This window comes from Delftia lacustris, assembly GCF_040267515.1.
GTDB lineage: Bacteria > Pseudomonadota > Gammaproteobacteria > Burkholderiales > Burkholderiaceae_C > Comamonas > Comamonas tsuruhatensis.
Genome location: NZ_CP141274.1, coordinates 5,057,026 through 5,081,999, shown reverse-complemented (window position 1 = coordinate 5,081,999; position 24,974 = coordinate 5,057,026). Strand labels below are relative to the sequence as shown.

Annotated in this window: 25 protein-coding genes; 10 read left to right on the top strand and 15 right to left on the bottom strand. The window is 68.4% G+C overall.

Annotated features, from left to right (window positions below; all coding sequences use genetic code 11):
- Nucleotides 1-8: 8 nt before the first annotated feature.
- From nusB to U6958_RS24775, 4 genes are all read right to left on the bottom strand, one after another.
- The gene (gene nusB / locus U6958_RS24790; RefSeq protein ID WP_016453904.1) at nt 9-599 is read right to left on the bottom strand and encodes a transcription antitermination factor NusB; all 591 of its coding nucleotides are present in this window, start codon (nt 597-599) and stop codon (nt 9-11) included.
- On the bottom strand, nt 596-1,066 hold the full coding sequence (gene ribH / locus U6958_RS24785) for a 6,7-dimethyl-8-ribityllumazine synthase (RefSeq protein WP_074923115.1): 471 nt from the start codon (nt 1,064-1,066) through the stop codon (nt 596-598). The genes nusB and ribH overlap by 4 nt, the downstream gene beginning before the upstream one ends.
- Before the next feature lie 3 nt (nt 1,067-1,069).
- Nucleotides 1,070-2,191 (bottom strand): bifunctional 3,4-dihydroxy-2-butanone-4-phosphate synthase/GTP cyclohydrolase II, encoded by a 1,122-nt coding sequence (ribBA, locus tag U6958_RS24780; RefSeq protein ID WP_016450459.1) that lies wholly within the window; start codon nt 2,189-2,191, stop codon nt 1,070-1,072.
- Nucleotides 2,192-2,403: 212 nt separating this feature from the next.
- A complete protein-coding gene (locus tag U6958_RS24775) occupies nt 2,404-2,739 on the bottom strand; it encodes a 2Fe-2S iron-sulfur cluster binding domain-containing protein (RefSeq protein WP_350337289.1) in 336 nt (111 codons plus the stop codon).
- Between the two features lie 134 nt (nt 2,740-2,873).
- On the opposite strand from U6958_RS24775, the gene U6958_RS24770 reads away from it, so the two are divergent.
- The 3 genes from U6958_RS24770 to gshA all read left to right on the top strand — a co-directional run bounded on the left by U6958_RS24770 (nt 2,874) and on the right by gshA (nt 6,582).
- Nucleotides 2,874-3,299 carry a hypothetical protein gene (locus tag U6958_RS24770; RefSeq protein WP_074923129.1) on the top strand — a complete coding sequence of 142 codons (426 nt, stop codon included), beginning with the start codon at nt 2,874-2,876 and terminating at the stop codon, nt 3,297-3,299.
- 575 nt (nt 3,300-3,874) lie between these two features.
- Entirely contained in the window at nt 3,875-4,786 is a 912-nt protein-coding gene (locus U6958_RS24765) for an SDR family NAD(P)-dependent oxidoreductase (RefSeq protein ID WP_016453901.1), read from the top strand.
- Nucleotides 4,787-5,052: 266 nt separating this feature from the next.
- On the top strand, nt 5,053-6,582 hold the full coding sequence (gene gshA / locus U6958_RS24760; protein ID WP_034348046.1) for a glutamate--cysteine ligase: 1,530 nt from the start codon (nt 5,053-5,055) through the stop codon (nt 6,580-6,582).
- A 7-nt stretch (nt 6,583-6,589) separates the two neighbouring features.
- Here gshA and U6958_RS24755 read toward each other — a convergent pair whose 3' ends face one another.
- A complete protein-coding gene (locus tag U6958_RS24755) occupies nt 6,590-6,802 on the bottom strand; it encodes an oxidoreductase-like domain-containing protein (protein WP_016450464.1) in 213 nt (70 codons plus the stop codon).
- Nucleotides 6,803-6,804: 2 nt separating this feature from the next.
- A complete protein-coding gene (locus tag U6958_RS24750) occupies nt 6,805-7,047 on the bottom strand; it encodes a hypothetical protein (protein ID WP_074923116.1) in 243 nt (80 codons plus the stop codon).
- A 167-nt stretch (nt 7,048-7,214) separates the two neighbouring features.
- Between U6958_RS24750 and ylqF the strand changes: the two genes are divergently transcribed.
- Nucleotides 7,215-8,168 carry a ribosome biogenesis GTPase YlqF gene (ylqF, locus tag U6958_RS24745; protein WP_016453899.1) on the top strand — a complete coding sequence of 318 codons (954 nt, stop codon included), beginning with the start codon at nt 7,215-7,217 and terminating at the stop codon, nt 8,166-8,168.
- A 126-nt stretch (nt 8,169-8,294) separates the two neighbouring features.
- Entirely contained in the window at nt 8,295-10,583 is a 2,289-nt protein-coding gene (locus U6958_RS24740; RefSeq protein WP_026062425.1) for a bifunctional diguanylate cyclase/phosphodiesterase, read from the top strand.
- A 42-nt stretch (nt 10,584-10,625) separates the two neighbouring features.
- On the opposite strand, the gene U6958_RS24735 is transcribed toward U6958_RS24740, so the two are convergent.
- Nucleotides 10,626-11,834 carry a M20 aminoacylase family protein gene (locus tag U6958_RS24735; protein ID WP_034367124.1) on the bottom strand — a complete coding sequence of 403 codons (1,209 nt, stop codon included), beginning with the start codon at nt 11,832-11,834 and terminating at the stop codon, nt 10,626-10,628.
- Between the two features lie 233 nt (nt 11,835-12,067).
- On the opposite strand from U6958_RS24735, the gene U6958_RS24730 reads away from it, so the two are divergent.
- The gene (locus tag U6958_RS24730) at nt 12,068-13,060 is read left to right on the top strand and encodes a DHH family phosphoesterase (protein ID WP_016453896.1); all 993 of its coding nucleotides are present in this window, start codon (nt 12,068-12,070) and stop codon (nt 13,058-13,060) included.
- Here U6958_RS24730 and U6958_RS24725 read toward each other — a convergent pair.
- Nucleotides 13,000-13,869, bottom strand: a complete 870-nt coding sequence (locus U6958_RS24725; protein ID WP_244160518.1) for a pseudouridine synthase — start codon at nt 13,867-13,869, stop codon at nt 13,000-13,002. The genes U6958_RS24730 and U6958_RS24725 overlap by 61 nt on opposite strands.
- A 228-nt stretch (nt 13,870-14,097) precedes the next feature.
- Between U6958_RS24725 and U6958_RS24720 the strand changes: the two genes are divergently transcribed.
- Nucleotides 14,098-15,096 carry a diaminopimelate dehydrogenase gene (locus tag U6958_RS24720; RefSeq protein ID WP_074923130.1) on the top strand — a complete coding sequence of 333 codons (999 nt, stop codon included), beginning with the start codon at nt 14,098-14,100 and terminating at the stop codon, nt 15,094-15,096.
- Here the strand turns inward: U6958_RS24720 and U6958_RS24715 are convergent.
- A complete protein-coding gene (locus U6958_RS24715; RefSeq protein WP_074923118.1) occupies nt 15,093-16,466 on the bottom strand; it encodes an MFS transporter in 1,374 nt (457 codons plus the stop codon). The genes U6958_RS24720 and U6958_RS24715 overlap by 4 nt on opposite strands.
- Before the next feature lie 90 nt (nt 16,467-16,556).
- Here U6958_RS24715 and U6958_RS24710 point away from each other — a divergent pair, with 90 nt between their 5' ends.
- Both U6958_RS24710 and cls read left to right on the top strand, forming a co-directional pair.
- Nucleotides 16,557-16,904, top strand: a complete 348-nt coding sequence (locus U6958_RS24710; RefSeq protein WP_012204400.1) for a MoaF-related domain-containing protein — start codon at nt 16,557-16,559, stop codon at nt 16,902-16,904.
- A 356-nt stretch (nt 16,905-17,260) separates the two neighbouring features.
- A complete protein-coding gene (cls, locus tag U6958_RS24705) occupies nt 17,261-18,712 on the top strand; it encodes a cardiolipin synthase (RefSeq protein WP_074923119.1) in 1,452 nt (483 codons plus the stop codon).
- Nucleotides 18,713-18,776: 64 nt separating this feature from the next.
- Here cls and U6958_RS24700 read toward each other — a convergent pair whose 3' ends face one another.
- Entirely contained in the window at nt 18,777-19,619 is an 843-nt protein-coding gene (locus U6958_RS24700; RefSeq protein WP_074923120.1) for an META and DUF4377 domain-containing protein, read from the bottom strand.
- A gap of 164 nt (nt 19,620-19,783) precedes the next feature.
- On the bottom strand, nt 19,784-19,951 hold the full coding sequence (locus U6958_RS24695; protein ID WP_167368422.1) for a hypothetical protein: 168 nt from the start codon (nt 19,949-19,951) through the stop codon (nt 19,784-19,786).
- Here U6958_RS24695 and U6958_RS24690 point away from each other — a divergent pair.
- Nucleotides 19,950-20,528, top strand: a complete 579-nt coding sequence (locus U6958_RS24690; protein WP_016450474.1) for a DUF2242 domain-containing protein — start codon at nt 19,950-19,952, stop codon at nt 20,526-20,528. The two genes, U6958_RS24695 and U6958_RS24690, sit on opposite strands and share 2 nt — an antisense overlap.
- 24 nt (nt 20,529-20,552) lie before the next feature.
- Here U6958_RS24690 and U6958_RS24685 read toward each other — a convergent pair whose 3' ends face one another.
- The 4 genes from U6958_RS24685 to U6958_RS24670 form a co-directional block, all read right to left on the bottom strand.
- Complete coding sequence (locus U6958_RS24685) at nt 20,553-21,434, bottom strand: peptidoglycan DD-metalloendopeptidase family protein (RefSeq protein ID WP_016450475.1); 882 nt, start codon at nt 21,432-21,434, stop codon at nt 20,553-20,555.
- 94 nt (nt 21,435-21,528) lie between these two features.
- Nucleotides 21,529-23,661, bottom strand: coding sequence for a DUF3300 domain-containing protein (locus tag U6958_RS24680; protein ID WP_074923121.1), 2,133 nt, complete (start codon nt 23,659-23,661; stop codon nt 21,529-21,531).
- 161 nt (nt 23,662-23,822) lie between these two features.
- The gene (locus tag U6958_RS24675; protein WP_016453887.1) at nt 23,823-24,140 is read right to left on the bottom strand and encodes a DUF2322 family protein; all 318 of its coding nucleotides are present in this window, start codon (nt 24,138-24,140) and stop codon (nt 23,823-23,825) included.
- A gap of 56 nt (nt 24,141-24,196) precedes the next feature.
- Nucleotides 24,197-24,913: a class I SAM-dependent methyltransferase gene (locus U6958_RS24670; protein WP_047325724.1), complete on the bottom strand. Its 717-nt coding sequence runs from the start codon at nt 24,911-24,913 to the stop codon at nt 24,197-24,199.
- Nucleotides 24,914-24,974: the final 61 nt, after the last annotated feature.

Sequence of the window (24,974 nt, the reverse complement as noted above, 5' to 3'; positions counted from 1 at the left end):
GACGCGCTTCAGCCGGCCTGGCCGGCCGCGTCGTCGGCCGCAGGCGCGGCCGGCGCAGCAGGCGCTGCGCTGCTCTTTGCGGCGCGGTCGTGTGCCACCTCATCGGCGCGCAGCGTGGGCGCCAGGCCGTTGAGCACGGCGTTCACGTACTTGTGGCCGTCGGTGCCGCCGAATTCCTTGGCCAGCTCGATGCACTCGTTGAGCACCACGCGCCAGGGCACGTCCATGCAGTGCTGGAATTCATAGACGCCTATCCACATGCTGGCGTGCTCGATGGGCGAGATCTCGGCCATGGTGCGGTCCAGCTTGGGGGCGATCAGTGCGTCCAGGTCCACCTGGGAGTTGATGCAGCCGCGCAGCAGCGCGTCGTAGTGCACCGAGTCGGCCTTGTGAAAGCCCGACAGGTCGCGCGTGAAGCGGTCGATGGCCTCCACGTCGTTGCCGCCCACCAGGTGCTGGTACAGGGCCTGCAGCGCGAATTCACGCGCGCGGCTGCGGTTGGACTTGGAGGCGGCCTTGCGCGCGCCGGTGCTGGTCAGGCCGGTGCGGCTCTGGCGGGGGGGGCGTGCGGAGGCCGGTGTGGAGTGTTCGTCGCTCATGGTCGGTCAATGGTTTGGAGCAGGTTGGCCATTTCCACGGCGACCCGGGCCGCGTCGCGTCCCTTTTCGGTCTGGCGTGCAATGGCCTGCTCGGTGTTCTCGGTGGTGATGATCGCGTTGGCGATCGGCAGCTGGTAGTCCAGGGCCAGGCGCGTGACACCCGCGCCCGATTCGTTGGCCACCAGCTCGAAGTGGTATGTCTCCCCACGGATGATGCAGCCCAGCGCCACCAGGGCGTCGTAGCGGTCGGACTCGGCCATCGCCTGCAGCGCCACGGGCACTTCGAGGGCGCCGGGCACGGTGACGTGGTCGATGTTTCCGGCCTGCACGCCCAGGGCCACCAGCTCTTCGCGGCAGGCCTGGGTCAGGCTGTTGGTGATGCTTTCATTGAAGCGGGCCTGCACGATGCCAATGCGCAGTTGCGCACCATCAAGATTCAGGGCCTGGCCCTTTTCTGCGTTCAACATTTCTTATTCCTTGGGGATGTAGCCGCTGATTTCGAGGCCGTAGCCGGCCATGCTGGGCAGGCGGCGCGGCTGGCCCATGAGCTGCATGCGCTGCACGCCGCACTCGCGCAGGATCTGCGCGCCCACGCCATAGGTGCGCAGGTCCATGCGGCCGCGCTCGGGCGCCTGGGCGGCGCGTGCGCTGCCGTCGAACTGGGCCAGCAGCTGGTCGCCGCTTTCGCCGCAGTTGAGCAGCACGGCCACGCCGTGGCCCTGGCGGGCGATGTATTCGAGGCTGGTGTCCAGGCTCCAGGAATGCAGGGTGCGGCCGGTCTCCAGCGCGTCCAGCACGGACAGCGGCTCATGCACGCGCACGGGCACGGGCGTGTCGGCATCCCACTGGCCCTTGACCAGTGCCAGGTGCACGGACTGGCTGGGCAGGTCGCGGAAGGCATGGGCGATGAACTCGCCATGTGCCGTCTGCAGCGGGCGCTCGCCGACCTTGCTGAGCAGAGTTTCGTTGCGGCTGCGGTACTGGATCAGGTCGGCAATGGTGCCGATCTTCAGGCCGTGCTCGGCCGCGAACAGCTGCAGGTCGGGCAGGCGGGCCATGGTGCCGTCGTCCTTCATGATCTCGCAGATCACGGCGGCGGGGCTGCAGCCTGCCAGGGCGGCGAAGTCGCAGCCGGCCTCGGTGTGACCGGCGCGCATGAGCACGCCGCCGTCGACGGCCTGCAGCGGGAAGATGTGGCCCGGCTGGACCAGGTCCGTGGGCTTGGAGTCCTTGGCCACGGCGGCCTGCACGGTACGGGCGCGGTCGGCGGCGGAGATGCCGGTGGTCACGCCCTCGGCCGCTTCGATGGATACGGTGAAGGCCGTGCTGTACACGGTGCCGTTGCGCGCGGCCATGGGCGGCAGCTTCAGGTATTCGCAGCGCTCGCGCGTGAGCGTCAGGCAGATCAGGCCGCGGCCGAAGCGCGCCATGAAGTTGATCGCCTCGGGGGTGACATGGTCGGCGGCCAGCACCAGATCGCCTTCGTTCTCGCGGTCTTCCTCATCGACGAGGATGACCATGCGGCCCGCGCGCATGTCGGCAATGATGTCTTCCACCGGCGAGATGGGCACGGGGGACGTGGAGTTGTTCATGGAGTGCCTTCTGGAGGAGCCGGGTCGTGCGGACGGGGCGCGGCACACGCGCCGGCTTCCTCGGCCTGGCAGGCGTCAGAAGTGGGCTTCCAAAGAACGTGTGGCGCGGCGCAGCCGCTGTCGGCAATCGGCATGACCCGGAATGACCTTGCGAAAGCGCACATTCTATTCCAGCGGCCATCGGCCGCAGGCGGCGCGGGCTTTGGCCGGATTCAGGGGCCGGGGTCCTGCAGCACCACATCGCCTTCGGGATAGGCGATGCAGGGCAGCACGCAGCCCTCGGCCCGCTCCTCGCGCGTCACGCCCGGCCATTCGATCTCGTAGCGCACGCTGCCCGACACCAGCTGCCCGATGCAGGTGCGGCAGGTGCCGTTGCGGCAGGAACTGGGCCAGTCCACGCCGCCCTGCTCCAGCGAGTGCAACAGCGGCTGGTCGGCCCAGGCATCGACCTGCAGACCGCTGGGCGTGAGGCGGGCCGTGAAGAAGGGCGGGGAAAAGGGGAGGAGGCGGGGGAATCCTGGCTCATGGTTATCAAGGGGGGGCTGCAATTCTGTGGGGCGAAGGGTGTTTGTACCCTGTATCGGGCTCTGTATCGGGCCTATATCAGGCAATGTCTGGCACCAGGGGCCGGGTTGAGGTGGGTCTCCCGGGCAGCGGTCAGCGGTGCGCTAGGCTTGGCGCCATGCATATCAAGCCCTACCTCCTGCCTGTGCTCGTTTTCCTGCTGGTCGGTCCCGGTGTGGGCGTGCTGACCGTGATGCTTGTGGGCGCGGACGGTGCGCCGGTCCTGCCGGTGAACTGGCTGCTCGTCGTGTTCGGCTACGGCATAGGTGCTGTTCCTGCCGCTTTGGCGGGGATGATCTATGTGGTCGGCTGGCCTCTCAGGGGCCTGCTCAAGGTACTGAGCACCAGGGAGTTCGGCGCCGTGCTGGGTGCGGTGAGCGGTGTCGCCGCGCTGGCTGCATGCTTTTCAGCGACCTCCGGCACGCCGTTTCCCAAATCCCTCGGCGTCTATGTCTTTCCCCTGGTTGCCGGTGCCGTCTGCGGGGCGCTTGCAGCGCATGCGCGTGATGAGGCCTGTGAGGGGAGCGGGTCGCAAGGCGTTTGAACGCGTCCGGCTGCGACGCACAGGTTTGCCTGTTTTTTGAGCAATTGGCTGGCTTGTTTGTCAAATCAATGACTTATGTTGCGAATTCGGCATTTTTGGCGGCTTGTCCACATGCTTGTCCAGTACGAATGGGGGTAAATGCGTACATGCGGGTTGCGCGGTGGATAAGCGGGACGTGGCCCGAAAATCCGGGGTCTTCTGCCTATTTTTTAAGCGATCCTCCTGTTTCTCTTTTGAATCAATGACTTGCGTGCCTTATCCCGCCCGCTGTGAAAGTTGTTCACAAGATTGTTCAGGGTGAGGCGGGATAAGTCGGGCACACGACTTGTGGATTTGATTAAAAAATAGGCAAAACGAAAAAATCTAATCAAAACAATTACTTAACCAGCCAGTCCCGAGCCTGCACATGGTTTTCCACAGGCTTGTCACGAAATGATGGGGACAAGGCCGGCGGGCCTGCCGCAGTCGCTTCGGCAACCGGAATGCGGCCGGCGTCCGTCTACATTGCTGGGTGGCCGGTGCCCTGCCATCCGGAGGGCGCAACCGGCATCCAACGACACAAAGGGAGCATCTCCATGGCGATTGAGTTTGAAGGCCGCGTGGCCATCGTGACGGGGGCCGGCGGCGGCCTGGGGCGCCTGCATGCGCTGGCGCTGGCGGCGCGCGGCGCCAAGGTGCTGGTCAATGATCTGGGCGGCGCGGTCGATGGCAGCGGCGGTTCGGCCACGGCGGCCCAGGCCGTGGTGGACGAGATCCGCGCGGCAGGCGGCCAGGCGCTGGCCAACGGCGCATCGGTCACCGATTTCGAGGCCGTGCAGGCCATGGTGCAGCAGGCCGTCGATGCCTGGGGCCGCGTGGACATCCTGGTCAACAACGCCGGCATCCTGCGCGACAAGAGCTTTGCCAAGATGGGCATGGACGACTTCCGCCTGGTGGTGGAAGTGCACCTGATGGGCGCCGCGCATTGCTGCAAGGCCGTGTGGCCGCACATGCAGGCGCAGAACTACGGGCGCATCGTGATGACCACGTCTTCCACGGGCCTGTACGGCAACTTCGGCCAGGCCAACTACGGCGCGGCCAAGCTGGCCCAGGTCGGCCTCATGCAGACCCTGGCCATCGAAGGCGCCAAGCACGGCATCCATGTGAATGCGCTGGCGCCCACGGCGGCCACCCGCATGACGGAAGGCCTGATGCCCGAGGCCGTGCTGGCCGCCCTCAAGCCCGAGGCCGTGGTGCCCGCCATGCTGGTGCTGGCCCACGAAAGTGCGCCCACACGCACCACGCTGTGCGCAGGCGCGGGCGGCTTCGAGGCCGCCTTCATCACGCTGACCGAAGGCGTTTACCTGGGCCAGGGCGAGCAGGTGCCGGAACAGCTGGCCGCACAGCTGGCCCAGGTGCTGGACCGCAGCGGCGAACAGGTGCCCGCCAGCGGCGCCGCCCAGGGCACGCTGGAAGTGGGCAAGGCCATGGCTGCAGCCCGTCGATGACCAGGGGCCGGCCAGAGGTTTCGCCGCTGGCCGGCCGTCCCTTGCCCGGTATCAAGGCAGCGCCGGCCGGGAGGGCGAAACTCTGACATATTCCTTTCGCTCGCGGCGATCCCATGCGGGGCAACAGGCCAAAACGCGTGGTTAAGCGGACAGGCGCCATCGCGTTTCCTGCCGTTTCTCTATCATTCGGCGTCCGGGTCGGGTCCGCCGGGAATCCTGGTGGTTTCCGTGTGGGCCGATGCCCATCAACGAATCGGTAAACAAGAATGAAAACATCGCAGGCATCCATGGCGGTTCCCGGTCCTGAGCGGCTCAAGGGCATACGCCGTGGCATAGAAAAGGAGGGCCTGCGCGTGCTGCCTTCCGGCAGCCTGGCACTGACGCCGCATCCCCTGGCGCTGGGCTCGGCGCTCACGCATCCGCACATCACCACCGACTACAGCGAATCGCAGATCGAGCTGATCACCGGCGCGCGGCTGGGCGTGCAGGAATGCCTGGACGAGCTGGTGCAGATCCACCAGTTCGTGCTGCGCAGCCTGCGCGATGCGGGTGGCGAGATGCTGTGGTCGTCCAGCATGCCCTGCCAACTGCCCACGGACGAGACGATTCCGCTGGCGCGCTACGGCTCCTCGCACTCGGGCCGCTCCAAGAGCGTGTACCGCATGGGGCTGGGCCACCGCTACGGCCGGCGCATGCAGACGATTTCGGGCATCCACTACAACTGGTCGCTGCCCGGCGTGACCAGCGACCAGTATTTCTCGCTCATCCGCAATTTCCGGCGCCATGCCTTCGTGCTGCTGTACCTGTATGGCGCGTCGCCCGCGCTGTGTCCCTGTTTCGTCGAGGGGCGCGAGCACCGGCTGCAGCCGCTGGGCAATACGGGCCAGGCGCTGTACCTGCCCCACGCCACCTCGCTGCGCATGGGGCGCCTGGGCTATCAGAGCGATGCGCAGGCCAGCATCAACGTCAGCTACAACGGCCTGGAAGGCTATGCGAATTCGCTGTACGACGCGCTGACCCAGCCCTATCCCGCCTACGAGATGCTGGGAGTGCGCAACCCGGGCGGCGACTACAACCAGCTGGGCACGGGCCTGCTGCAGATCGAAAACGAGTTCTACGGCACCATCCGCCCCAAGCGCACCGTCAGCCGCGGCGAGCGCCCGCTGCACGCGCTGCGCGAGCGCGGCGTGGAGTATGTGGAAGTGCGCCTGATGGACCTCGATCCCTTCGAGGACGTGGGCATTGCCGCGCCCACCATGCGCATGCTGGACGTGTTCCTGCTGCACTGCCTGAACGCCGACAGCCCGCCGGATACGCCGGACGAGATCGCGGAACTCAAGCACAACCAGCACCTGACGGCCGAGCGCGGCCGCGAGCCGGGCCTGCAACTGGTGCGCGCCGGCCGAGAAGTGCCGCTGCGCGACTGGGCCCATGAAGTGCTGGACCAGTGCCGACCCTACGCCCAGGCGCTGGACAGCACCCACGGCACGCAGGACTACAGCGCCGCCCTGGCCCAGGCGCTGGAGCGCCTGGAGCACCCCGAGCGCACGCCGTCGGCCCATGTGCTGGGCGAGCTGACGGGCGCATACGGCAACAGCTTTGCGAACTTCACGCTGGCCCGGTCCGAGCAGGCCCGCGACTCGCTGCTGGCCCTGCCCTGGAGCCAGGCGCAGCAGCAGCGCTTCGAGCAATGGTCGGCGCAGTCCGTGCAGGAGCAGCGCGACATCGAGGCCGCGGACACGCTGTCGTTCGAGGAATGGCGCCTGCGCTACATGGCGCCGGAGAACCTGCGCTGAGCGCGCTTCAACCCCGCCCGGCGCCCAGCGCCTGGCCTGCGTCCTCGCACCAGAACAGCACGGCGTCGTAGAAACCCTCCCAGACGCAGCCGTTGCAGCCGCGGCCGCAGCAGCTCGTGGGCTGGGGCGGCGCAGGGCGCAGTGCAATGCCTGCGGCCTGGGCGCGCTGCTGCCACAGCTGGATCTGCGACAGCGCCTGCTCCAGCGGCCCCTGCACCATGCTCAGCGCCGCGCCTTGCGGCGGCGCACCGCAAACAGCACGATGAAGGCCGTGCCCAGCAGCAGGGCGAACCAGCCGACCAGGTACGACTGGGCCATCATCTGCACGATGCCCCCGGGCGCCATGAACTGTGGCGCCAGCAGAATCACCAGCCCGATCACGGCGCAGGTCACGCCCTTGATCAGCAGTTCGATGTCTGCCTTGCGCGAGGCGGAGCGGGACGAGGGGGTATCGGGCAAGGACATGGGCAGTGAGGCTGGGCGTAAAAGCGGGGGACAATTGCGGCTTGCGCAAGAAAAATGGAAGTCTGCGGGTTGCGCCGGGGCGCCGCGCGTTGTTGCATCCTGTCTGCGCAAGCCATGAATTATCCTTGCGCCCCTGCCAGTCCCCCCGTTTCCCAGAAAGTAATCCCATGGCCATACAGTGGTTCCCCGGTCACATGAATCTCACGCGCAAGGTGATCACCGAGCGCGTCAAGGAAATCGATGTGGTCATCGAAGTGCTGGATGCGCGCCTGCCGGGGTCGAGCAGCAACCCGCTGCTGCAGGAGCTGACGGGCCACAAGCCGCGCCTGCAGGTGCTCAACAAGCAGGACCTGGCCGATGCCGCGCGCACGCCGCTGTGGCTGGACTGGTACAACGCCCAGAGCGACACGCGCGCCATTGCGCTGGACGCCTCCGAGCCCGCGCCCACGCGCCGGCTGATCGAGGCCTGCAAGCTGCTGGCGCCGAACCGTGGCGGCATGGCCAAGCCCATGCGCGTGCTGATCTGCGGCATCCCCAACGTGGGCAAGTCCACGCTGATCAACTCCATGAGCGGCAAGCGGCAGGCCAAAACGGGGGACGAGGCCGGCATCACCAAGCTGGAGCAGCGCATCGTGCTGGCCGACGACTTCTACCTCTGGGACACGCCCGGCATGCTGTGGCCGCGCATCATCGTCGAGCAAAGCGGCTACAACCTGGCCGCCAGCGGCGCCGTCGGCCGCAACGCCTATGACGAGGAACTGGTGGCGCTGGAGCTGCTGGGCTATCTGCAGAAGAACTACGCGGACATGCTGGAGGCGCGCTACAAGCTGGGCCTGGACAACGAACGCATCGCCGCCCTGCACGACGACGAGCTGCTGGACGCCATCGGCCGGCGCCGCGGCGCCATGATGGGCGGCGGACGTGTCAATGTGCAAAAGGCGGCCGAGCTGGTGCTCACGGATTTCCGCGCAGCGGTCCTGGGCCGCATCACGCTGGAGACTCCCGAGGAGTACGCGCAATGGCTGGCCGTGGGCCAGCAACGCGATGCCGAGCGCCAGGCGCGCAAGGACGCCGTCAAGGCGCGCAAGCGGCCGCCGCGCGAGCGCAAAAGCGCGCCCTGAACCGGCGCCCGCATACCCTGTTTGGTGCAAGAGCGCGTCCGACCGGGGCGGTGGCACAACCACCACAGCCGCAGGCGGCGCCGACCGCTAGCATGTTGAGTGTTCTTTCTCTGTTGGGGCTTTTTCATGCGGCGTCATCGAGTCGAGGCGGAAACCCATTTGTCCCTGCGCAGGGTGGTCCTGGTGGGCAGCATATGGATCACCAGCCTCACCGTGATGCTGGCCATGGCGCTGCTGATGCAGGACCCCGTTCCCTGGCTCAGCGTGCGGCTGAACCTGGTTGCCGCAGGCGTGAGCTTCGGTGCCGTGCTGCTGGGCTGGCGCCGGCACTGGCGGCTGGCCTCCAATGTGCTTGTCTGGGGCACCTGGACGGCGGCCGTGACCGTGGTGGCCGCCACGGGCGGCGTGCAAAGCGGCTCGGTGCTGGCCTTTCCTGCCCTGCTGGTCATGTGCGCCTGGGTGCTGGGCGTGCGCACCACGCTGGTCATGCTGGTCCTGTCCGTGCTGACCATGGCCGGTTTCTGGGTGGCGGGCCGGGAAGGCGTTGACTGGATCGGCCAGCGCGAGACCTCGCCCGTGTTCTCCATGCTCTACTTCGTGGGCATGCTGGGGCTGACGGGCACGGTCACGCTGATGGCGCGGCGCAGCCTGATCCGCCGCGCCCAGGAGCTGCAGGACACACTGGGCGCGCTGGAGCAGCACCAGGACGATCTGCGCAAGTTCTACCGCGCCGTGGAGCAGAACCCCGAGAGCATCGTCATCACCGACGTGCACCAGAACATCGTCTATGTGAACGAGGCCTTTTTGCAGCGCACGGGCTTTGCGCGCAACGAAGTCCTGGGCCAGCCCACGCACCGCTACTCCACCATGGGGCTGGATGCTCCGGCCTGGGAAGAGGCGCTGCACCAGCTGGGCCGGGGCGCGCTGTGGCGTGGCCAGATGACCAACCGCACGCGCCAGGGCGAGGACCTGCCCGAGGCCGTGCTCGTGGCGCCGATACGGGCCTCGGACGGCAGCATCGTCAACTACGTGGAACTCAAGCAGGACCTGTCCGAGCGCATGCGCGCGGAGCGCCAGATCCATGCGCTGGCGCATTTCGATGCGCTCACCGGCCTGCCCAACCGCCTGTCGCTGACCCAGCGGCTGCGCGCGCTGGCGCGCGAGTTCCGCGAGGGCGGCAAGGGGGGCGAGCCGCGCCACGGCCTGCTGCTGCTGGACATGGACCGCTTCACGGCCTTCAACGATGTGCGCGGCACGGTGCGCGGCGACGCGCTGCTGGGCGCGCTGGCGCTGCGCCTGGCCGATGCCCTGCCCGACGGCGTGCTGCTGGCCCGCATGGGCGCCGACGAATTCGCCGTGCTGCTGGAGAAGGCAGGCCACGAGGCCGCCGAGGTCGACCAGCACATGCGCGCCCTGGCCCAGGTGCTGCAGGACGCGCTGGAGCGGCCGCTGTGGCTGGAGGAAACCGGCGAGGAAGTGCAGGCCAGCTGCAGCATCGGCGCGGCCAGCTTTGCCGCCTCGCGCACCGACAGCGGCGGCCATGACGTGCTGCGCCGCGCCGGCGTGGCCCTGCACCAGGCCAAGCAGGCCGGTCTGGGCCAGGTCGTCATCTTCCAGCCCGACATGGCCGAGGCCGTGGGCAAGCGCTTTCGCATCGAAAAAGACCTGCGCCGCGCCATCCCTGCCGGCGAGCTGCAGCCCTACCTGCAGTCCCAGGTGGACCGCATGGGGCGCTGCGTGGGCGCCGAGGTGCTGGTGCGCTGGAACCATCCGCGCCTGGGCATGGTCGAGCCCGGCGACTTCATTGCCGTGGCAGAGGAGTCGGACCTGATCGTGCAGCTGGGAGACTGGATGCTGGAGCAGGCCTGCCGCATGCTGGTGCGGCCCGAATTCGTGCAGCACGGCTGGCGGCTGTCGGTCAACGTCAGCTGGCGGCAGTTCCGCCAGCCCGATGTGGTGAACAAGCTCAAGCGCATCCTGGCCACCACCGGCGCCGACCCGCGCCGGCTGACGCTGGAGGTCACGGAAAGCGTGGTCATGCGCGACGTGGACGAGGCGCGCGAGCGCATGACCGAGCTGCAGCTGCTGGGCGTGGAGATGGGGCTGGACGACTTCGGCACCGGCTATTCATCGCTGGCCTATCTGCAGCGGCTGCCGTTCCGTGAACTCAAGATCGACAAGTCTTTTGTGCAGGACTGCCATGCCTCGCCCGGCAATGCCGCCATGGTCGAAGCCATTTTGCTCATGGCCCGTCGCCTGCACCTGCGCGTGGTGGCCGAAGGCGTGGAGACCGAGGAGCAGGCCGGCACCCTGCGCGCCTGGAACCAGGATGTGCTGTTCCAGGGCTACCACTACGGCCGGCCGCTGCCTGCCGCCGAGTGGGTGGATCTTCAAGTGGGGGCGGCCGGCGTCTGAGGCCGTAGGCACGCCAGGGTCGCGGCCCTGGCGCGGCCTGTCTCAGTCCCTGGCCTGGTTGGCGGGCTGCTCCAGCCAGCGGCGCGCCAGCAGATCCCAAAAGCGTGCGCCACGTCCCAGGTTGTCGTCGTTGAAGTCGTAGCCGGGATTGTGCAGGCCCACGCCGGGCTGGCCCGTGGCGGGACCGTTGCCTATCCAGCCATAGGCGCCGGGCACGGCCTCGAGCATGAAGCCGAAGTCCTCGGCCGTCATGGCCGGCAGGATGTCGGCGTGGGTGCGGTCCTCGCCCACCGCCTCGCGCATCACATCGGCCATGAAGCGGGCCTCGTGCGCGTGGTTGGTGGTGTTGGGGTAGCCGGGCTTGAGGATGAACTCGGCGCGGCACAGATGGGCGGCCGCCACATGCTCGCTGATGCGCTGCATGCCTTCGATGAACATCTGCTGCGTCTCGGTCCTGAGGGCGCGCACCGTGCCGAAGATGCTGGCCTCGTCGGGAATGATGTTTTCCACCGTGCCGCTGGTGATTTTGCCCACGGTGAGCACGGCGCTGTCCAGCGGATCGGTGCTGCGCGACACCAGGGTCTGCAGCTGGCCGACGATGGCGCAGGCCACGGGAATCGGGTCCAGCGTGGTGTGGGGCATGGCAGCGTGGCCGCCCTTGCCGTGCACGCGGATCTCGAAACGCAGCGTGGACGCCATGATGGGCCCCACGCGCACCGCCATTTCGCCGGCAGGCAGGGCAGGCCAGTTGTGCAGCGCGAACACGGCCTCGCAGGGGAATCGCTCGAACAGGCCATCGTCCATCATGGCCTTGGCGCCTGCGCCGCCTTCCTCGGCGGGCTGGAAGATCAGGTGCACCGTGCCATCGAAATCGGGCTGCTGCGCCAGCAGCGTGGCCGCACCCAGCAGCATGGTGGTATGGCCGTCATGGCCGCAGGCATGCATGCAGCCCGGGTTCCGGCTGGCGTGGCCGAAGGCATTGAGTTCCGTCACCGGCAGCGCATCCATGTCGGCACGGATGCCGAGGCTGCGGCCCGGGTTGGCGGCGCTGCGCCCCCGGCCGTGGATGCTTGCCACCACGCCGGTCCTGCCCAGCCCGCGATGCACCTGCAGCCCCAGCGCCTGGAGATAGGCCGCCACCTTGTCGCCGGTGCGGTGCTCCTCGTAGCGCAGCTCGGGGTGGGCATGCAGGTCGTGGCGGAACTTCAGCAGGGAGCCGAGATGGGGGGTGATGTCGGGTGTGGATCGCATACAGGGGCCGCGACGGCCTGCACGCCAAGCGGGTCCGCAGGCGGTCGCAGCAATTCAATGACAAGGCGGACATGATAGGTCCTGGGGTTTGCCTATGCCGTCTGCCGCGCCGATAGGCCTTGTGCTGCCGAGGCTTTGCGCTACGTTCTTTGATAGCTGCCCGCGCAATGCCCTGGCCCGGGAGTTGGCGCAGATGCAGGGGAATGGCGCCAGGACCGACAATCGCCCCCATCATGAAAAACACCATCCTGCCCCTGCAATTGTTCGTGCGTCCCGAGCATGACGATCCCCAGCCCCTGATCCTGTACCACGGCCGCCGCTGCCCGGACGGCTATGGCGCGGCGCTGGCGGCCTGGCTGTTCTACGGCGGGCAGGCCGAATTCCGCGGGCTGGACCATGGCGAGATCCAGACGGCCGACGACCTGGGCGAGCTGGCCGGCCGCGCGGTCTACGTGCTGGACTTCGCCTTCGAGCCCGAGCTGATGGCCGAGATCGAGTCGCGCGTGTCCAAGCTCGTGGTGCTGGACCACCACAAGAGCGCTGCCGAAAAGCTCACCGGCTACCAGTGCCGCTGCGGCGTCGTGCACTTCGACATGAACAAGTCCGGCGCGCGCCTGGCCTGGGAGTTCTTCCAGGCCGACAAGCCCGTGCCGGGCCTGATCCGCTTCATCGAGGACCGCGACATCTGGAAGTGGGAGTTCGCCGAGAGCGCGGGCTTTCTCGCGGCGCTGGACATGGAGCCGCGCAGCTTCGAGCGCTGGGCCGAGATCGCGGCCTTCACGCCCGAGCAGGAAGCTGCCTTCATGGCACGCGGCGGCGCCATGGACGAGAAATTCCAGAAGCTGTGCGCCGACATTTCCGAGTCCGCCCAGCCCCTGGTCTTCAACGGCATGCAGGGCCTGATGGTCAACTGCCCCGGCATGTTCCACAGCCAGGTCGGCGACCTGCTGGCGCGCCAGAGCGGCAGCTTCGCGCTGATGTGGCATGCCAGCACCAAGGGGGTGAAGGTCGGGCTGCGATCGCGCTCGGAGTTCAACTGCATTGCGCTGGCCGAAAGCTTCGGCGGCGGCGGCCATGCCCAGGCCTGCGGCTTCAAGATGGGCAACGAGCGCCTGGTGGAGCTGCTGTCGGGCGTGCTCAAGGCCGATGCCTCGGCCGACTACGCCTACGTGGCCGCGCCGCTGATGGAGCAGCCTGAAACGGGCGCGCCTGCCGAAGCTGCCTGATCCAGCCCGGCCGTCGCCGGCAGGCCCGCACAGGCCTGCCAGCCGGGCAGGGCGCACAGCGCGCGCCATTGCTGCACATCGGGCACATGGCCCAGCCGGCTCCAGTCGGCCTCCAAGCGCAGCGGCTCGCCCGTCATCGGGTGCGCCAGCTCCAGCGCATGGGCATGCAGCCACAGCCGCTGCAGGCCCAGGCGCTCGGCCCACCAGCGGTTCAGCGGCCCCTTGCCGTGCGTGGCGTCGCCAATGATGGGATGGGCCACATGCTTGAGATGGCGGCGTATCTGGTGGCGCCGGCCCGTGGCAGGCAGCGCCTGGACCAGCGAAATCCGCGTGGCCGCATGGCGCGGATCAAAGGCCTCGGGCCATTCCAGGCGCGCCAGGCAGCGCAGCGAAGTCCGTGCGGGCTGGGCTGGCGCGTCCTCGGGCGCATCGTCGGGTCGGAGGGCATGGTCCACCTCCACCGCATCGGGCAGCCAGCCGCGCACCAGCGCCAGGTATTGCTTGCGCACTTGCTGCCCGGCAAACGCCTGGCCCAGCCGCTGCGCGGCCTGGGCATGCAGGGCCATCACCAGCACGCCGCAGGTGCCCTTGTCCAGCCGGTGCGCAGGGTGCACATGGCAGCCCAGCTGGTCGCGCAGGGTCTGCAGCACGAAGCGCGTCTCGTGCGCGTCCAGTCCCGTGCGGTGCACCAGCCAGCCTGCGGGCTTGTAGACCGCCACCAGGTGCTCGTCGCGCCAGAGGATGTGCAGCGGTGCGTCGCCGCGCTCCGAGGGCAGCGGCTGGGCGATGGGGGATGAGGGCTGGGACATGAGGGCGTGAGTGTAGGCGCTGCTGTCCACCACGGCCCACGACCCTCTCCCAATGCCCCTGCCCAATATCGCCGCTCAGTACCCCCGCGCAGGGCAACGCAGTGCTGCCCGGCAGTGCACGACTGGCGGCTCCTTGGCGATGCAAGATCGCGCCTGGTTCTGCGCTGGCGCATGGACCTCATTTTCGAGCCGCAGTTTTTGAACCTCATCGCAAAGGCACCGCACCGCATGGACCATCGCAGCACCGCTCCCATCCGCATCGCCATCGTCGGCCACGGCAACCTGGGCCGTGGCGTGGAGGCGGCCATTGCCCGCAACCCCGACATGGTGCTGGCCGGCATCTACACCCGCCGCGATCCGGCGCAGCTGCGTCCGCTGCAGCCCGGCACGCCCGTGCACGGCATGGACAGCCTGCTGGCCCATCGCGCAGGCATCGACGTGCTGGTGCTGTGCGGCGGCTCCAAGGACGACCTGCCGCAGCAGTCCCCCGCGCTGGCCGCGCATTTCAGCCTGGTGGACAGCTTTGACACGCATGCGCGCATTCCCGGGCATTTCGAGCTGGTCGACGCGGCGGCCCGCGCGGCGGGCACCACGGCGCTGATCTCGGCCGGCTGGGACCCGGGCATGTTCTCCCTGCAGCGCCTCATGGGCGAGGCCCTGCTGCCCGATGGCGCCACCTACACCTTCTGGGGCAAGGGCCTGAGCCAGGGTCACTCCGACGCCATCCGCCGCATTCCCGGCGTGGCCGGCGGCGTGCAGTACACCATTCCCGTGGACGAGGCCGTGCAGCGCGTGCGCAGCGGCGTGCGGCCCGAACTGTCTGCGCGCGAGCGGCACCGGCGCGAGTGCTTTGTGGTGCTGGAGCATGGGGCCGATGCCGACGGCGTGCGCCAGGCCATCACCGGCATGCCGCATTACTTCGACGAGTACGACACCACGGTGCACTTCATCAGCGCGCAGGAGCTGGCCCGTGACCATGCGGCCATGCCGCATGGCGGCTTCGTCATCCGCAGCGGCAGCAGCTCCGATGGGCTGCGCCATTCCATCGAATACCGGCTGCAGCTGGACAGCAACCCGGAGTTCACGGCCAGCGTGCTCGTGGCCTATGCGCGCGCCGTGCACCGGCTGCAGCAATCGGGGCAGACGGGCTGCAGGACCGTCTTTGACGTCGCGCCCGGCCTGCTGTCGCCCAAAACTGCGCAGCAGCTGCGGGCCGAGCTGCTTTAGCCCTGGCCCACGCGGGCCGCGTCTTCCAGCCGGTCCACGTCGCGCAGCGGCTTGAACAGGGTCATCCAGCTGCCGACCACGCCCAGCGTGCACAGGCTGCCCACCACGGCAGCGGGCACCGCGCCCAGCCAGGCGGCGCTGGTGCCGGCACGGAACTCGCCCAGTTCGTTGGACGAGCCGATGAACAGCATGTTCACCGCGTTCACGCGCCCGCGCATGGAGTCGGGCGTGGAAAACTGCACCAGGGCCGAGCGGATGTACACGCTCACCATGTCGGCCGCACCCGCCAGCATCAGCGCCGCCATGGACAGCCAGAACCAGTGCGACAGCGCAAACACCAGATTGGCCACGCCGAAGATGGCCACGGCGGCGAACATCACGCGGCCCACATGGCGCTGTATGGGGCGGGCCGACAGCCACAGGCCCATGGCCACCTCGCCCACGGTCATGGACGAGCGCAGCAGGCCCAGGCCTTCGGGCCCAACCTTGAGCACCTCGTGCGCGTACACGGGCAGCAGGGCCACCACGCCGCCCAGCAGCACGGCGAACAGGTCCAGCGAAATCGTGCCCAGGATGATGGGGCGCGTGCGGATGAAGTGGATGCCTTCGCCAAAGCGCAGCCACAGCGAGCCGCCGGCCGGCGCCATGGCTTCGGCATAGCGCACGGGCACTGTGCCCAGCAGCAGCACGGCCAGCACCAGGGACACGCCGCAGACCGCATAGGTCAGCACAGCGCCGCCCCAGGCGTAGAGCAGGCCGCCCAGCACGGGCGCCGCGATGGCGGCCGTGCGCATCAGCATGCTGTTGGTGGCCAGCGCCTGGGCCAGTTGCTCGCGCGGCACGATCTGCGGCAGCAGGCTTTGCAGGGCCGGCCCCGTGAAGGCGCGGCTGCAGCCGAACAGCACCAGCACGGCGTAGATCCAGTGCACATCGTGCGCGGCAGCGCCCTCGTGCCAGGACAGCCACAGCAGCAGCAGGGAGCACAGCGCCGCCACGGCCCAGCTGCCCGACAGCAGGCGCTTGCGGCTCATGCGGTCGCTGAGGTCGCCTGCCGGAATCAGCAGCGCCAGCATGGGCAGGAACTGGGCCAGTCCCACATAGGCCAGGGACATGGGGTCGCGCGTCAGGTCGTAGACCTGCCAGGCGACGACCACGGCCTGCATCTGCTGGGCGAACATGGACAGCATGCGCGCTATGACGAAAGGGACGAAGGCGCTGTTGCGCAGGCCGGCGGCGGGGCTGTCGGCCGAAGAGGGGGGAAGCGGGGAGGAGGGCAAGATCGGAAGTCCGTGGCAGAGCACGCGCAGTATCTGCGAAATGCCGCCGCCCTGCAGGCCGAACCGCCTGCGCCATGCTGCCGACGAAGGCATGCGGCCTGCTCCCACAAACAGCGGGGACGCGGCGCGTGAACATGCCATCACGGGTCAGGCCAGAACCCCGCATCAGAGGAGCAACACACCATGTCCATGTTGTCCATGCAATACGCCGGCACCTTGATCGGGCGCGAAGCGGTCATCGATTTCCCCGATAGCAAGGCTGATGTGCGGTACACGCCGCAGGGCCAGATGGTCTGGCATGTGGTCGATTCCCTGGGCCATGTGTCCGACGGCTGCGAACGGCTCAGCTACCTGCAGGTCAGCGACAGCCTGCACTTCCTCAACTGGATCGAGAAAACCGGTTTCACCGTCAGCCAGGTCATAGACACGGCGCAGGGAACGGTGCAGGCCTTCTGGTCCTTTGCCGATCCGGCCAGCGAGGGCGGCCACCGGTCCTCCATGTTCGTCGAAGGCCGTTTCCGCTTTCGCTGAGAACCCTGCCGGTGCTGCGTGAAACATTGCGGCGGCGGCGCAACATGCCTGTTTTTTGAGCGCCACCGGCAAAGCCAAGGCTGGCGCCGCAAACACGGGTTGTCCCGAAGCTTGTCCACAGGCAGGCCCACAGTCGCTGGGCATAACCGTCACGCCATCGTCATTTTCTTCATCCAACGGAAAAATTTCGTGGGATGTGTGCGTGTACTTTCATCATGATTCAGGTTTTTCGTGGAATTCTGTTCCTGTATCCATGGCCGGGGGGGTAGCCGCCCGCCGCAGATCAAGGCCCGTGCCCCCGTGAAACATTGCGCGCCTGAGAAACAGGTCCGCAATGCCGCCGCTATGCTGGCCGCATGACCTGGCTGCTTATCGCATTGCATCTGCTGCTCATCGCGGGTTTCGGCCTGCGCATCCTTTTGCGTGACGATGTGCGCCCCGACGTTCGCATGGGCTGGCTCACCGTCATCGTGCTGCTGCCCTACGTCAGTTGCGCGCTGTACTACCTGTTTGGCGAAGTCACGCTGCGCCGCCGCGGCCGGGCCCGGTACCGCAAGGTGCAGGACTTCGCCGCAGGCGCTGCCATGGACCACGGCGCCGCCGTGCCGATAGCGGGCATCGCCCCGCAGTGGCAGGCTGCCTTCGGCTATGCGGCCTCCATCAACCGCTTTGCCGCGCAGCCGGGCCACACCGCGCAGCTCATGGCCGATGGCGCCGAGGCCCGCGCCCGCATGCTGGCCGACATGGACGCCGCCCAGCATGAAATCAACGTGCTGTACTACATCTGGCTGGCTGATCACACGGGCACGGCCGTGGCCCAGGCGCTGGTGCGCGCGGCACGGCGTGGCGTGGTCTGCCGCGCCATGGTGGACGGCCTGGGCTCGCGCGCGCTGCTGCGCACCGACCTCTGGCAGCAGATGGCCCAGGCGGGCGTGCAGCTGGCCGTGGCCCTGCCCACCAGCCATCCGATCCGCGTGATGTTCACCAGCCGCCTGGACCTGCGCAACCACCGCAAGATCACCGTGATCGACCAGCGCATCACCTACTGCGGCAGCCAGAACTGCGCGGATGAAGCCTTTGCCGTCAAGGCCCGCTATGCGCCCTGGGTCGATGTCATGCTGCGCATGCAGGGTCCCGTGGTGGCGCAGATGCAGCAGGTGTTCGCCAGCGACTGGGCGCAGGCACGCAGCGTCGCCCAGGTTCCTCCCATGCCGTTGGCTGTCCGGTCCGCAAACGGTCTGCCCGACAGGCCTGCAGGCGGCTTTGCCGCCGTCGTCATTGCCGAAGGCCCGGCCGAGCGGCCCCGCTCCACCTCGCAGCTCGTGTCCACGCTGCTGGCCAGCGCACGGCACGAGGTCGTGATCTCCACCCCTTACTTCATTCCCGACGCCACGGTGCTCGAGGCCCTGTGCGCCGCCGCCTGGCGCGGCGTGCAGGTCAGTCTCATCCTGCCCGCGCGCAACGATTCGTGGATCGTGGGCGCGGCCAGCCGCAGCACCTACCGCTACCTGCTGCGTGCCGGCGTCATGCTCCATGAATTCCGCCCCGGCCTGCTGCATGCCAAGACCCTGTGCGTGGACGGGCAGGTGGCTTTGCTGGGCTCCACCAACCTGGACCTGCGCAGCTTCGACCTGAACTTCGAGAACAATGTGCTGCTGCAGGACGAGGCCGTGACCCAGGCCATCCGCCGGCGCCAGGCCGACTACATCCGCCAGTCCGACCGCATCACCGCCGCCCAGGTCCACGCCTGGCCCTGGGGCCGGCGCATCTGGAACAACCTGCTGGCGATGCTCAGTCCGGTGCTGTGAGGCGCAGCCCACAAAAAAGGCCTGCGCAGTGCAGGCCTTCAGGGCTGTGGGGCAGCAGGCGCGCTCAGCGGCCCACGCGCTCGCTCTCGACCACCATGTCCAGCACATAGGCGTAGGCCGATGCGTCGGCCGGCACGTTCTGGCGCTTGTAGCGCTGGATGCGCAGCACGTTGCGGATGCCGGGCTCGTGCTTGTAGCCCTCGATCTCGCTGTAGAAGTTCTCCCACTCGCCGGTGGAGGTCTTCACGCCGTTGTCGCCGTAGCGGATCTCGCGCACGCGCAGGCACTGGAAGTCCTTGATCAGCGGGTGGTTGCAGGCCGTGCGCTGGGGCGCCACTTCCAGGAAGATGCGTTCGCCTGCGCTGCCGTACTGGGTCTGGGCCGTGGGCGAGCCGTCGAGCTGCCAGCGCGTGCCGTCGATGAAGGTGAGCGTCAGGCGCGCAGGCAGCTTGCCTTCGCCCAGTTGCACGGACCATTGCTTGGCCGTGGGCAGGATGCGGGCCACCTTTTGCTCCAGCGCCATCAATTGGTCGTCATCGCAGGCCATCAGCGTGCTGGCGGCGCGCTGGGTGGCGATGCGGTTGCCTTCGGTGCGGTAGCCCGTGGTCACCACGTTGCACAGGTTCTTGACGGCCAGGCGCTGGTCGGCGAACTCCAGTTGCAGGGGCCGCTTGCGCGAGGCGGCCGTCAGGAACCAGCTCTGGTCCTCGGTGCCCTGGGGCGTGAAGGCCTGGCGAAGACTCCAGTGGTAGGCGGTCAGCGATTGGGCGTCACCGGGCGGGCCGGCAGGAGCCGACACCTGGGGCTTGGCGCCGTCTTCGGCGTTGCCGCCCTTGTCGATATGGCTGCAGGCGCCGAGCCCCATGGTGACGATCACGGGCAGGCACCAGGTCCAGCTTGGCTTCATGTTGAGTTCCTTGGTTGATGGGTACAGGTACAGGCGCAGCGGCGGCAGGCTTGGGCAGCCCGGGTGCGGCATGAGCCGCACCGGCCCTGGCCGAACCGGGGCACCATAACGCAGATGCGCGGCGGCGCTTGTCAGAACGGGGCGCTATTCACATTCGTTTGCATCTATTTAATGCAGACGGAAAAACCGATTGCTGCAAAGTTGCCGGCCATTGCATTGCGCTCGGGTGAGAATAGGCGGCCAGCCGCCATGCCATCCGCAGGCAGCAGCACCGGAGCAAGGAGCAGGTTCGTGTATCGACGTTGGAGTGCAGCAAACAGGGTGCGTGGCATGCGCTGCGCAGGGGCTTTGGCCGTCATCATGGTGCTGGCGGGCTGCGGCTCGACGATTCCCCAGCATGTGCCGGTGCAGGAGAGCTTCGGCTCCACCGAGACCTTCTCGCGCATGTTCGATGCCTCGCCGGCCCAGACCTGCGAGGCCGCGCGCCGCGCGCTGCTGAGCCAGGGCTACATCGCCATGGCGCGCACGGCCGAACTCATAGAAGGCAGCAAGAGCTTCCAGCCCGACCCGGAGCTGAACCTGCAGATGAACATCCGCGTGGTCTGCGTGCCGGAGACCGCCGACGGCCAGGTCAGCATCGGCTTTGTCACGGCGCTGCAGGACCGCTATACCCTGAAGAAGAGCGCCAACTCGGCCAGCCTGGGCGTGGGTGCGCTGGGGTCCGTGTCGCTGCCGTTCTCCTCGGGCAGCGACTCCATGGTCAAGGTGGGCAGCGAGACGATTGCCAAGAGCGGCTTCTACGACAGCTTCTTCGAGCTGGTCTCGCGCTACCTGGCGCAGGACCGCGACTCCATCGCCGTGCCCACGCCGGTGGCGCCGCAGAACACGATTCCCTCGGCCGACCACTGACGCCGGCGGGCGCCACAGCCCCGTTCACGCCGCCAGGAACAGCGCCGGGTCCACCATGCTGCGGTTGAGCATCACGCCCCAGTGCAGGTGCGGGCCGGTGACGCGGCCCGTGGCGCCGACCTTGCAGAAGGCCTCTCCCGTGTCCAGCTGATCGCCCAGCTTGCACTGCACGCTGCTCAGGTGGCAGTACATGCTCAGCAGGCCGCCGCCGTGGTCCAGCCACACGGTGCCGCCGTTGAAGAAATAGTCGCCCACGTCCACCACCTTGCCCGGCAGCGGCGCGACGACGTTGGTGCCGGTGGCTGCCGCGATGTCCATGCCGCTGTGCGGATTGCGCGGCTGGCCGTTGAACACGCGGCGCAGGCCGAAGCTGCTGCTGCGCCGGCCCGGCACGGGCTGGCGCATGCGCAGGTCGCCGGGGCGTGCGGGCGGCTCGGTGAACAGCGCCATGATGGTCTGCTGGTGGGCGCGCTCACGCTGGTAGCGCGCATCGTCCTCGGGCGACAGGTCCACGGTCTTGGGCGAGACCTTCAGGCGCTGCTCGGTGTACTTCTTGTCACGCACCTCGTAGGCCAGGGAGCGCGCTGCGCCTTCGCCCTTCACGGTCACGCTGTGGGTGCCAGGTGCGGCCGACAGCGCAATGCCGACCACGGCCGTCCATTCGATCATGTCGCCCACCACCAGCACGGGCACGTCGCCGGCCAGTACCTGGGGCCGCTGGGATGCGGGCCCCAGCGACAGGCGGGCCACGCCGCCGGGCACGCGGCTGTCATGGGGCCAGGGGGATTCGCTGGAGGGCGCTGCGGCCTTGGCGGCCCAGGAGGGAAGGATCAGGCCCGCGCCCGAGGCGCACAGGGATTGCACGAACAGTCGGCGGGAGCGGGGATTCGTCGTCGGTATCTGCATGGATGAAGCGGCGGGCTTGGCGCCGGCATGGGGCCGTTATCGATCGCCCCATTGTCCGCCAAGCGTGCGCCAAGCCAAACCTCTGCCGGGCCGTTCAGCGGTCCCGGCGTTCGTCACGTCCGCCGCGCCGTTCCTGCGGGCGGGATGCGTTGGCCATGCGCTGCTGCTGTTGGCGCTGCTCCTGCTGCGCGCGGGCCTGCTGCTGCTGGGCGCGCGCCTGGGCCTGCTGTGCCTGCTGGAGCTGCATGCGTTGCTGCTGCGCCTGACGCTCCTGCATTTGGGCCTGTCGTTGCGCTTGCTGCTGCGCCTGTTGTTGGGCCTGCATTCTGGCCTGCATCTGTTCCTGCGCACGGGCTTGTTGCTGTTGCTGTTGTTGCTGCAACTGCTGCTGGCGGGCCTGCATCTGCGCCTGTTCGCGGGCCTGGTCCCTGGCCTGCATCTGCATCTGCATCTGTGCCTGGCGCTGGGCCTGTTGTTGCTGCCGTTGTTGCTGTTGCTGTTGCTGCCGCGACTGCTCCTCGCCACGCAGGCGGGCGGTCTGCATCTCCATCTGCTGTTGCTGCTGCTGGCGCATGCGCGCGGCATCGGCCATGGAACGGTCGCGGTCCTGCCGGTCCTGCTGCCGCGTGCCCTGCTGCGCGGCGGCAGACGACCACGAAGGCACGCGGGAATCGCGGCCCCGCTCGCCCGGCATGGCGGCAGCGGGCAGGGCGGCTGGCGGGCGCTGCACCCCTGCAGCCTGGGTCGAATGCGGAGCCTGCGGCCACTTGCCGAACTGGCCCGGCTGCGAGGCCGGCACCGGGTTCATCCTGGGCTGCAACGCTGCCTGCGGCCGGTCATCGGGCCGCAGGCCCGGGCGGCCGCGATCGGCGCCGTCATGCCGGGCAGATCCTTGCGTGGCGCCGGGCGGCAGCATGCCTTGGGAAGACGCCGGCGGGCCGCCCTGCGGTGGCCTCAGGCCCAGCCGCTGCGGCATGCCGCCATGCGCGGCGGCGGCCGCGCCTGCCATGCCGGCGGCGCCGGCCAGGGCCGCCGCGGCCATGCCGCCCGGGCGCGGATCGCCGCCCTGTGGCGGGTTGGGCGGGTTGCCGGCAGGGCGGGGCTCGACGTGCGGGTTGTTCGCGATGTGGGTGACGTTGCCACCGTTGTTGATCTGCGTGTTGCGGATGTTCTGCACCACCGTGGTCGAGCGTGTCACATAGGTGTTGTTGTTGTAGATCACGGCTGGCCGGCGCGAGGGCGGTGGCGGCGGCTCGTTGCGGTGCCAGCGGTAGCCGGGCTCGCCCCAGCGCATGCCCCAGGAGTTCCAGCCCCAGGGGCGACGGTCCACGGACTCGGCGAGGATCACGCCTGCGCCAAAGCCGATCAGCCCCGCCACCACGGGCGCGGCCGAACTGCCCACGTAGACGGGCTGCGGCGCCACGATGGGGCGGTAGCCGCCATACACCGGCAGCGGCTCGCCATACACCACACCCGGGTCGTACTGCGGCACATAGACGGTGTCGGGCTGGGCGGGAGTGATCTCGATGAACTGCGAGGGCGCATCGATCACCGGCACCGGCAGCATGGACGACAGGGGCTCGCCCATGTCCTGGGGCGCTGGCTGGGGATCGCGCGGCGGGGCATCGGCCGCGGCCACGGCCACCTTGAGCCGGCTGGAGTCCTTGAGCGTACCGGCCTTGTAGGCGCGCTGGCGCATCACCTGGATGGCGTTCATCACGTCGGCCGGATCGTTGTAGTAGGCCCTGCCCAGGGCCGTGGTCCAGGGAATGTTGGAAGACAGCTGCGCCAGCACGTTGGGAAACTGGGCCAGGGACTTGACCGACGGGTCCCAGTCCTGGCCGTTGACGGCGTCCTGCAGTTCCTGGGGCTTGAGGCCCGGGTTCTGCCCCAGCCAGACCTCGGCGGCGCCGACCTGGTCGGGATAGGTGGAGGCGGCCAGCACCTGGGCCACAAGCTTGTCGGGGTACAGCGCAATGGGCGCCACCATCTGGTAGAGCGTCTCGGCCGACGGCGGCACATAGGCCACGGGCGTGGCGACGGGCTGGGCGCTTTCGGTGGCAGGCGGCAGCGGCGCGCTGGCGGCCTGCGGGGGCTTGTCCTGGGATTCGTTGCAGGCGCTCAGCGCCAGGGCGGCGGCCAGGCCCAGCACGCTCAGGCGCAGGGCGCCGGCGTGGGAAGCTGAGGGGGCCATGGTGCGTGCTCTGGGCACGGCGGATTGCGGCATTGCGTTCTCCTGGGCAGGAACGCCTTGCGCGCCGAAGCGGCAAGGCACATGTCATTTGAACGCCAAAGTGCACGCTGCGTTGACACCGGCGTGTCAGCCGATGCCCCCAGTCCGCGCAACTTCTGTGACGCGGTGTTTACCCAGGCGGAATCAGGCTGCGATCAAGCCGCGAGCAGGCGGGCCTGGTAGCTCTCGGCGCCCTTGGACCAGGCCAGCAGGCGGTCGATGTTGGGGTGCTTGCCGGGGAAGGCGATGGCGTCCTGCGTGTGCTCGGCATACCACTCCAGGCCCAGTTCGGCGGCGGCCGGCGTGATGCTGCCGCCGTAGAGGGCGGCCAGCGCGTGGTACACGGCCAGGGAGCCGGTCTGGCCGGGCTTGTTCTCGATGGTGGCCACGACCTGGCCCTGGGCATCGGCCAGCTGCAGCGCGGCGAGGTGGGTGACGGTGGGCAGTTGCTGAAGGCGTGCGGAGAAGTTCATGCTGAAAGGCAAATCAAAGAAAGGAAGGCGGAGAAAGAACGATCGGCTCGGGACGATCAGGCCTTGGCGGCAATCCACGCACACCAGAACAGGCTGGAGAAAAAGCGCTTGGCCTGAACGAAGCCGGCCTGGGCCAGCATCTGCTCCACTGCCTCTTCCGAGGCGGGTGGAACCGCGCCCTGCCGGATCTTGCCGAGTTTCGCATGGACGGCGGCCTCGTCCGCGCCTGCCATGCGCCAGCGCATGGCCCAGGCTTCGAGAAACAGCGGCTCGCTGTCGTAGCGATGGCGATTGCAGGCCAGGATGAAGGGCGCACCCGGCGCCAGCCTGGCCGACAGGGCCTGCAGCAGCCTGAGCTTGTCCGCATCGTCAGGAATGTGGTGCAGCACGCCGATCAGCGTGGCCGCGTCGAACACCGTGCCGGCGGGCAGGTCTTCCACCGCACAGGGTGCTGCACGCACCTGGGCCGACAGGCCGGCGGCTGCGATGCGGTCCATGGTCTGGTCCAGCATGGGGGCCGAAGGGTCGGCGGCCGTGAATGTCCACTGCGGCCTGAGCCGCGCCGTGGCCAGGATTTCCTGGCCCGTGCCACCGGCGCCGCCAATCAGCACGGACTTCGGCCCGGCATCCAGGCTGGCTGCCAGCAGGCAGGCCGCCAGCTCGTGGCAGGCGTCGTAGCCGGCCAGGGCGATGCGGCTTTGCGTCTCGTACTCGGCCGCGCGGGAGGTGTCGAACTTGGCGGCGGAAGCCGCCTGTGGCAAGGCTTGGTTCATGGCCTGGAATTGTGCTGAGGCCATGGTCACTGCAAAAGCGCCGATGTGCGATGGCCCACCC

What these genes read in the sequence shown, in the direction of transcription:
- U6958_RS24735 (WP_034367124.1), bottom strand. Translation starts at nt 11,834, where the DNA reads ATGCGATCCACACCCGACATCACCCCCCATCTCGGCTCCCTGCTGAAG.
- U6958_RS24680 (WP_074923121.1), bottom strand. Translation starts at nt 23,661, where the DNA reads ATGCCGCAATCCGCCGTGCCCAGAGCACGCACCATGGCCCCCTCAGCT.
- U6958_RS24755 (WP_016450464.1), bottom strand. Translation starts at nt 6,802, where the DNA reads ATGGTGCAGGGGCCGCTGGAGCAGGCGCTGTCGCAGATCCAGCTGTGG.
- U6958_RS24750 (WP_074923116.1), bottom strand. Translation starts at nt 7,047, where the DNA reads ATGTCCTTGCCCGATACCCCCTCGTCCCGCTCCGCCTCGCGCAAGGCA.
- U6958_RS24670 (WP_047325724.1), bottom strand. Translation starts at nt 24,913, where the DNA reads ATGAACCAAGCCTTGCCACAGGCGGCTTCCGCCGCCAAGTTCGACACC.
- U6958_RS24715 (WP_074923118.1), bottom strand. Translation starts at nt 16,466, where the DNA reads ATGCCTTCGTCGGCAGCATGGCGCAGGCGGTTCGGCCTGCAGGGCGGC.
- U6958_RS24740 (WP_026062425.1), top strand. Translation starts at nt 8,295, where the DNA reads ATGCGGCGTCATCGAGTCGAGGCGGAAACCCATTTGTCCCTGCGCAGG.
- nusB (WP_016453904.1), bottom strand. Translation starts at nt 599, where the DNA reads ATGAGCGACGAACACTCCACACCGGCCTCCGCACGCCCCCCCCGCCAG.
- U6958_RS24770 (WP_074923129.1), top strand. Translation starts at nt 2,874, where the DNA reads ATGCATATCAAGCCCTACCTCCTGCCTGTGCTCGTTTTCCTGCTGGTC.
- U6958_RS24725 (WP_244160518.1), bottom strand. Translation starts at nt 13,869, where the DNA reads ATGTCCCAGCCCTCATCCCCCATCGCCCAGCCGCTGCCCTCGGAGCGC.
- U6958_RS24765 (WP_016453901.1), top strand. Translation starts at nt 3,875, where the DNA reads ATGGCGATTGAGTTTGAAGGCCGCGTGGCCATCGTGACGGGGGCCGGC.
- U6958_RS24690 (WP_016450474.1), top strand. Translation starts at nt 19,950, where the DNA reads ATGCGCTGCGCAGGGGCTTTGGCCGTCATCATGGTGCTGGCGGGCTGC.
- ribBA (WP_016450459.1), bottom strand. Translation starts at nt 2,191, where the DNA reads ATGAACAACTCCACGTCCCCCGTGCCCATCTCGCCGGTGGAAGACATC.
- ribH (WP_074923115.1), bottom strand. Translation starts at nt 1,066, where the DNA reads ATGTTGAACGCAGAAAAGGGCCAGGCCCTGAATCTTGATGGTGCGCAA.
- U6958_RS24695 (WP_167368422.1), bottom strand. Translation starts at nt 19,951, where the DNA reads ATGCCACGCACCCTGTTTGCTGCACTCCAACGTCGATACACGAACCTG.
- U6958_RS24685 (WP_016450475.1), bottom strand. Translation starts at nt 21,434, where the DNA reads ATGCAGATACCGACGACGAATCCCCGCTCCCGCCGACTGTTCGTGCAA.
- U6958_RS24720 (WP_074923130.1), top strand. Translation starts at nt 14,098, where the DNA reads ATGGACCATCGCAGCACCGCTCCCATCCGCATCGCCATCGTCGGCCAC.
- ylqF (WP_016453899.1), top strand. Translation starts at nt 7,215, where the DNA reads ATGGCCATACAGTGGTTCCCCGGTCACATGAATCTCACGCGCAAGGTG.
- U6958_RS24710 (WP_012204400.1), top strand. Translation starts at nt 16,557, where the DNA reads ATGTCCATGTTGTCCATGCAATACGCCGGCACCTTGATCGGGCGCGAA.
- U6958_RS24675 (WP_016453887.1), bottom strand. Translation starts at nt 24,140, where the DNA reads ATGAACTTCTCCGCACGCCTTCAGCAACTGCCCACCGTCACCCACCTC.
- gshA (WP_034348046.1), top strand. Translation starts at nt 5,053, where the DNA reads ATGAAAACATCGCAGGCATCCATGGCGGTTCCCGGTCCTGAGCGGCTC.
- U6958_RS24730 (WP_016453896.1), top strand. Translation starts at nt 12,068, where the DNA reads ATGAAAAACACCATCCTGCCCCTGCAATTGTTCGTGCGTCCCGAGCAT.
- U6958_RS24700 (WP_074923120.1), bottom strand. Translation starts at nt 19,619, where the DNA reads ATGAAGCCAAGCTGGACCTGGTGCCTGCCCGTGATCGTCACCATGGGG.
- cls (WP_074923119.1), top strand. Translation starts at nt 17,261, where the DNA reads ATGACCTGGCTGCTTATCGCATTGCATCTGCTGCTCATCGCGGGTTTC.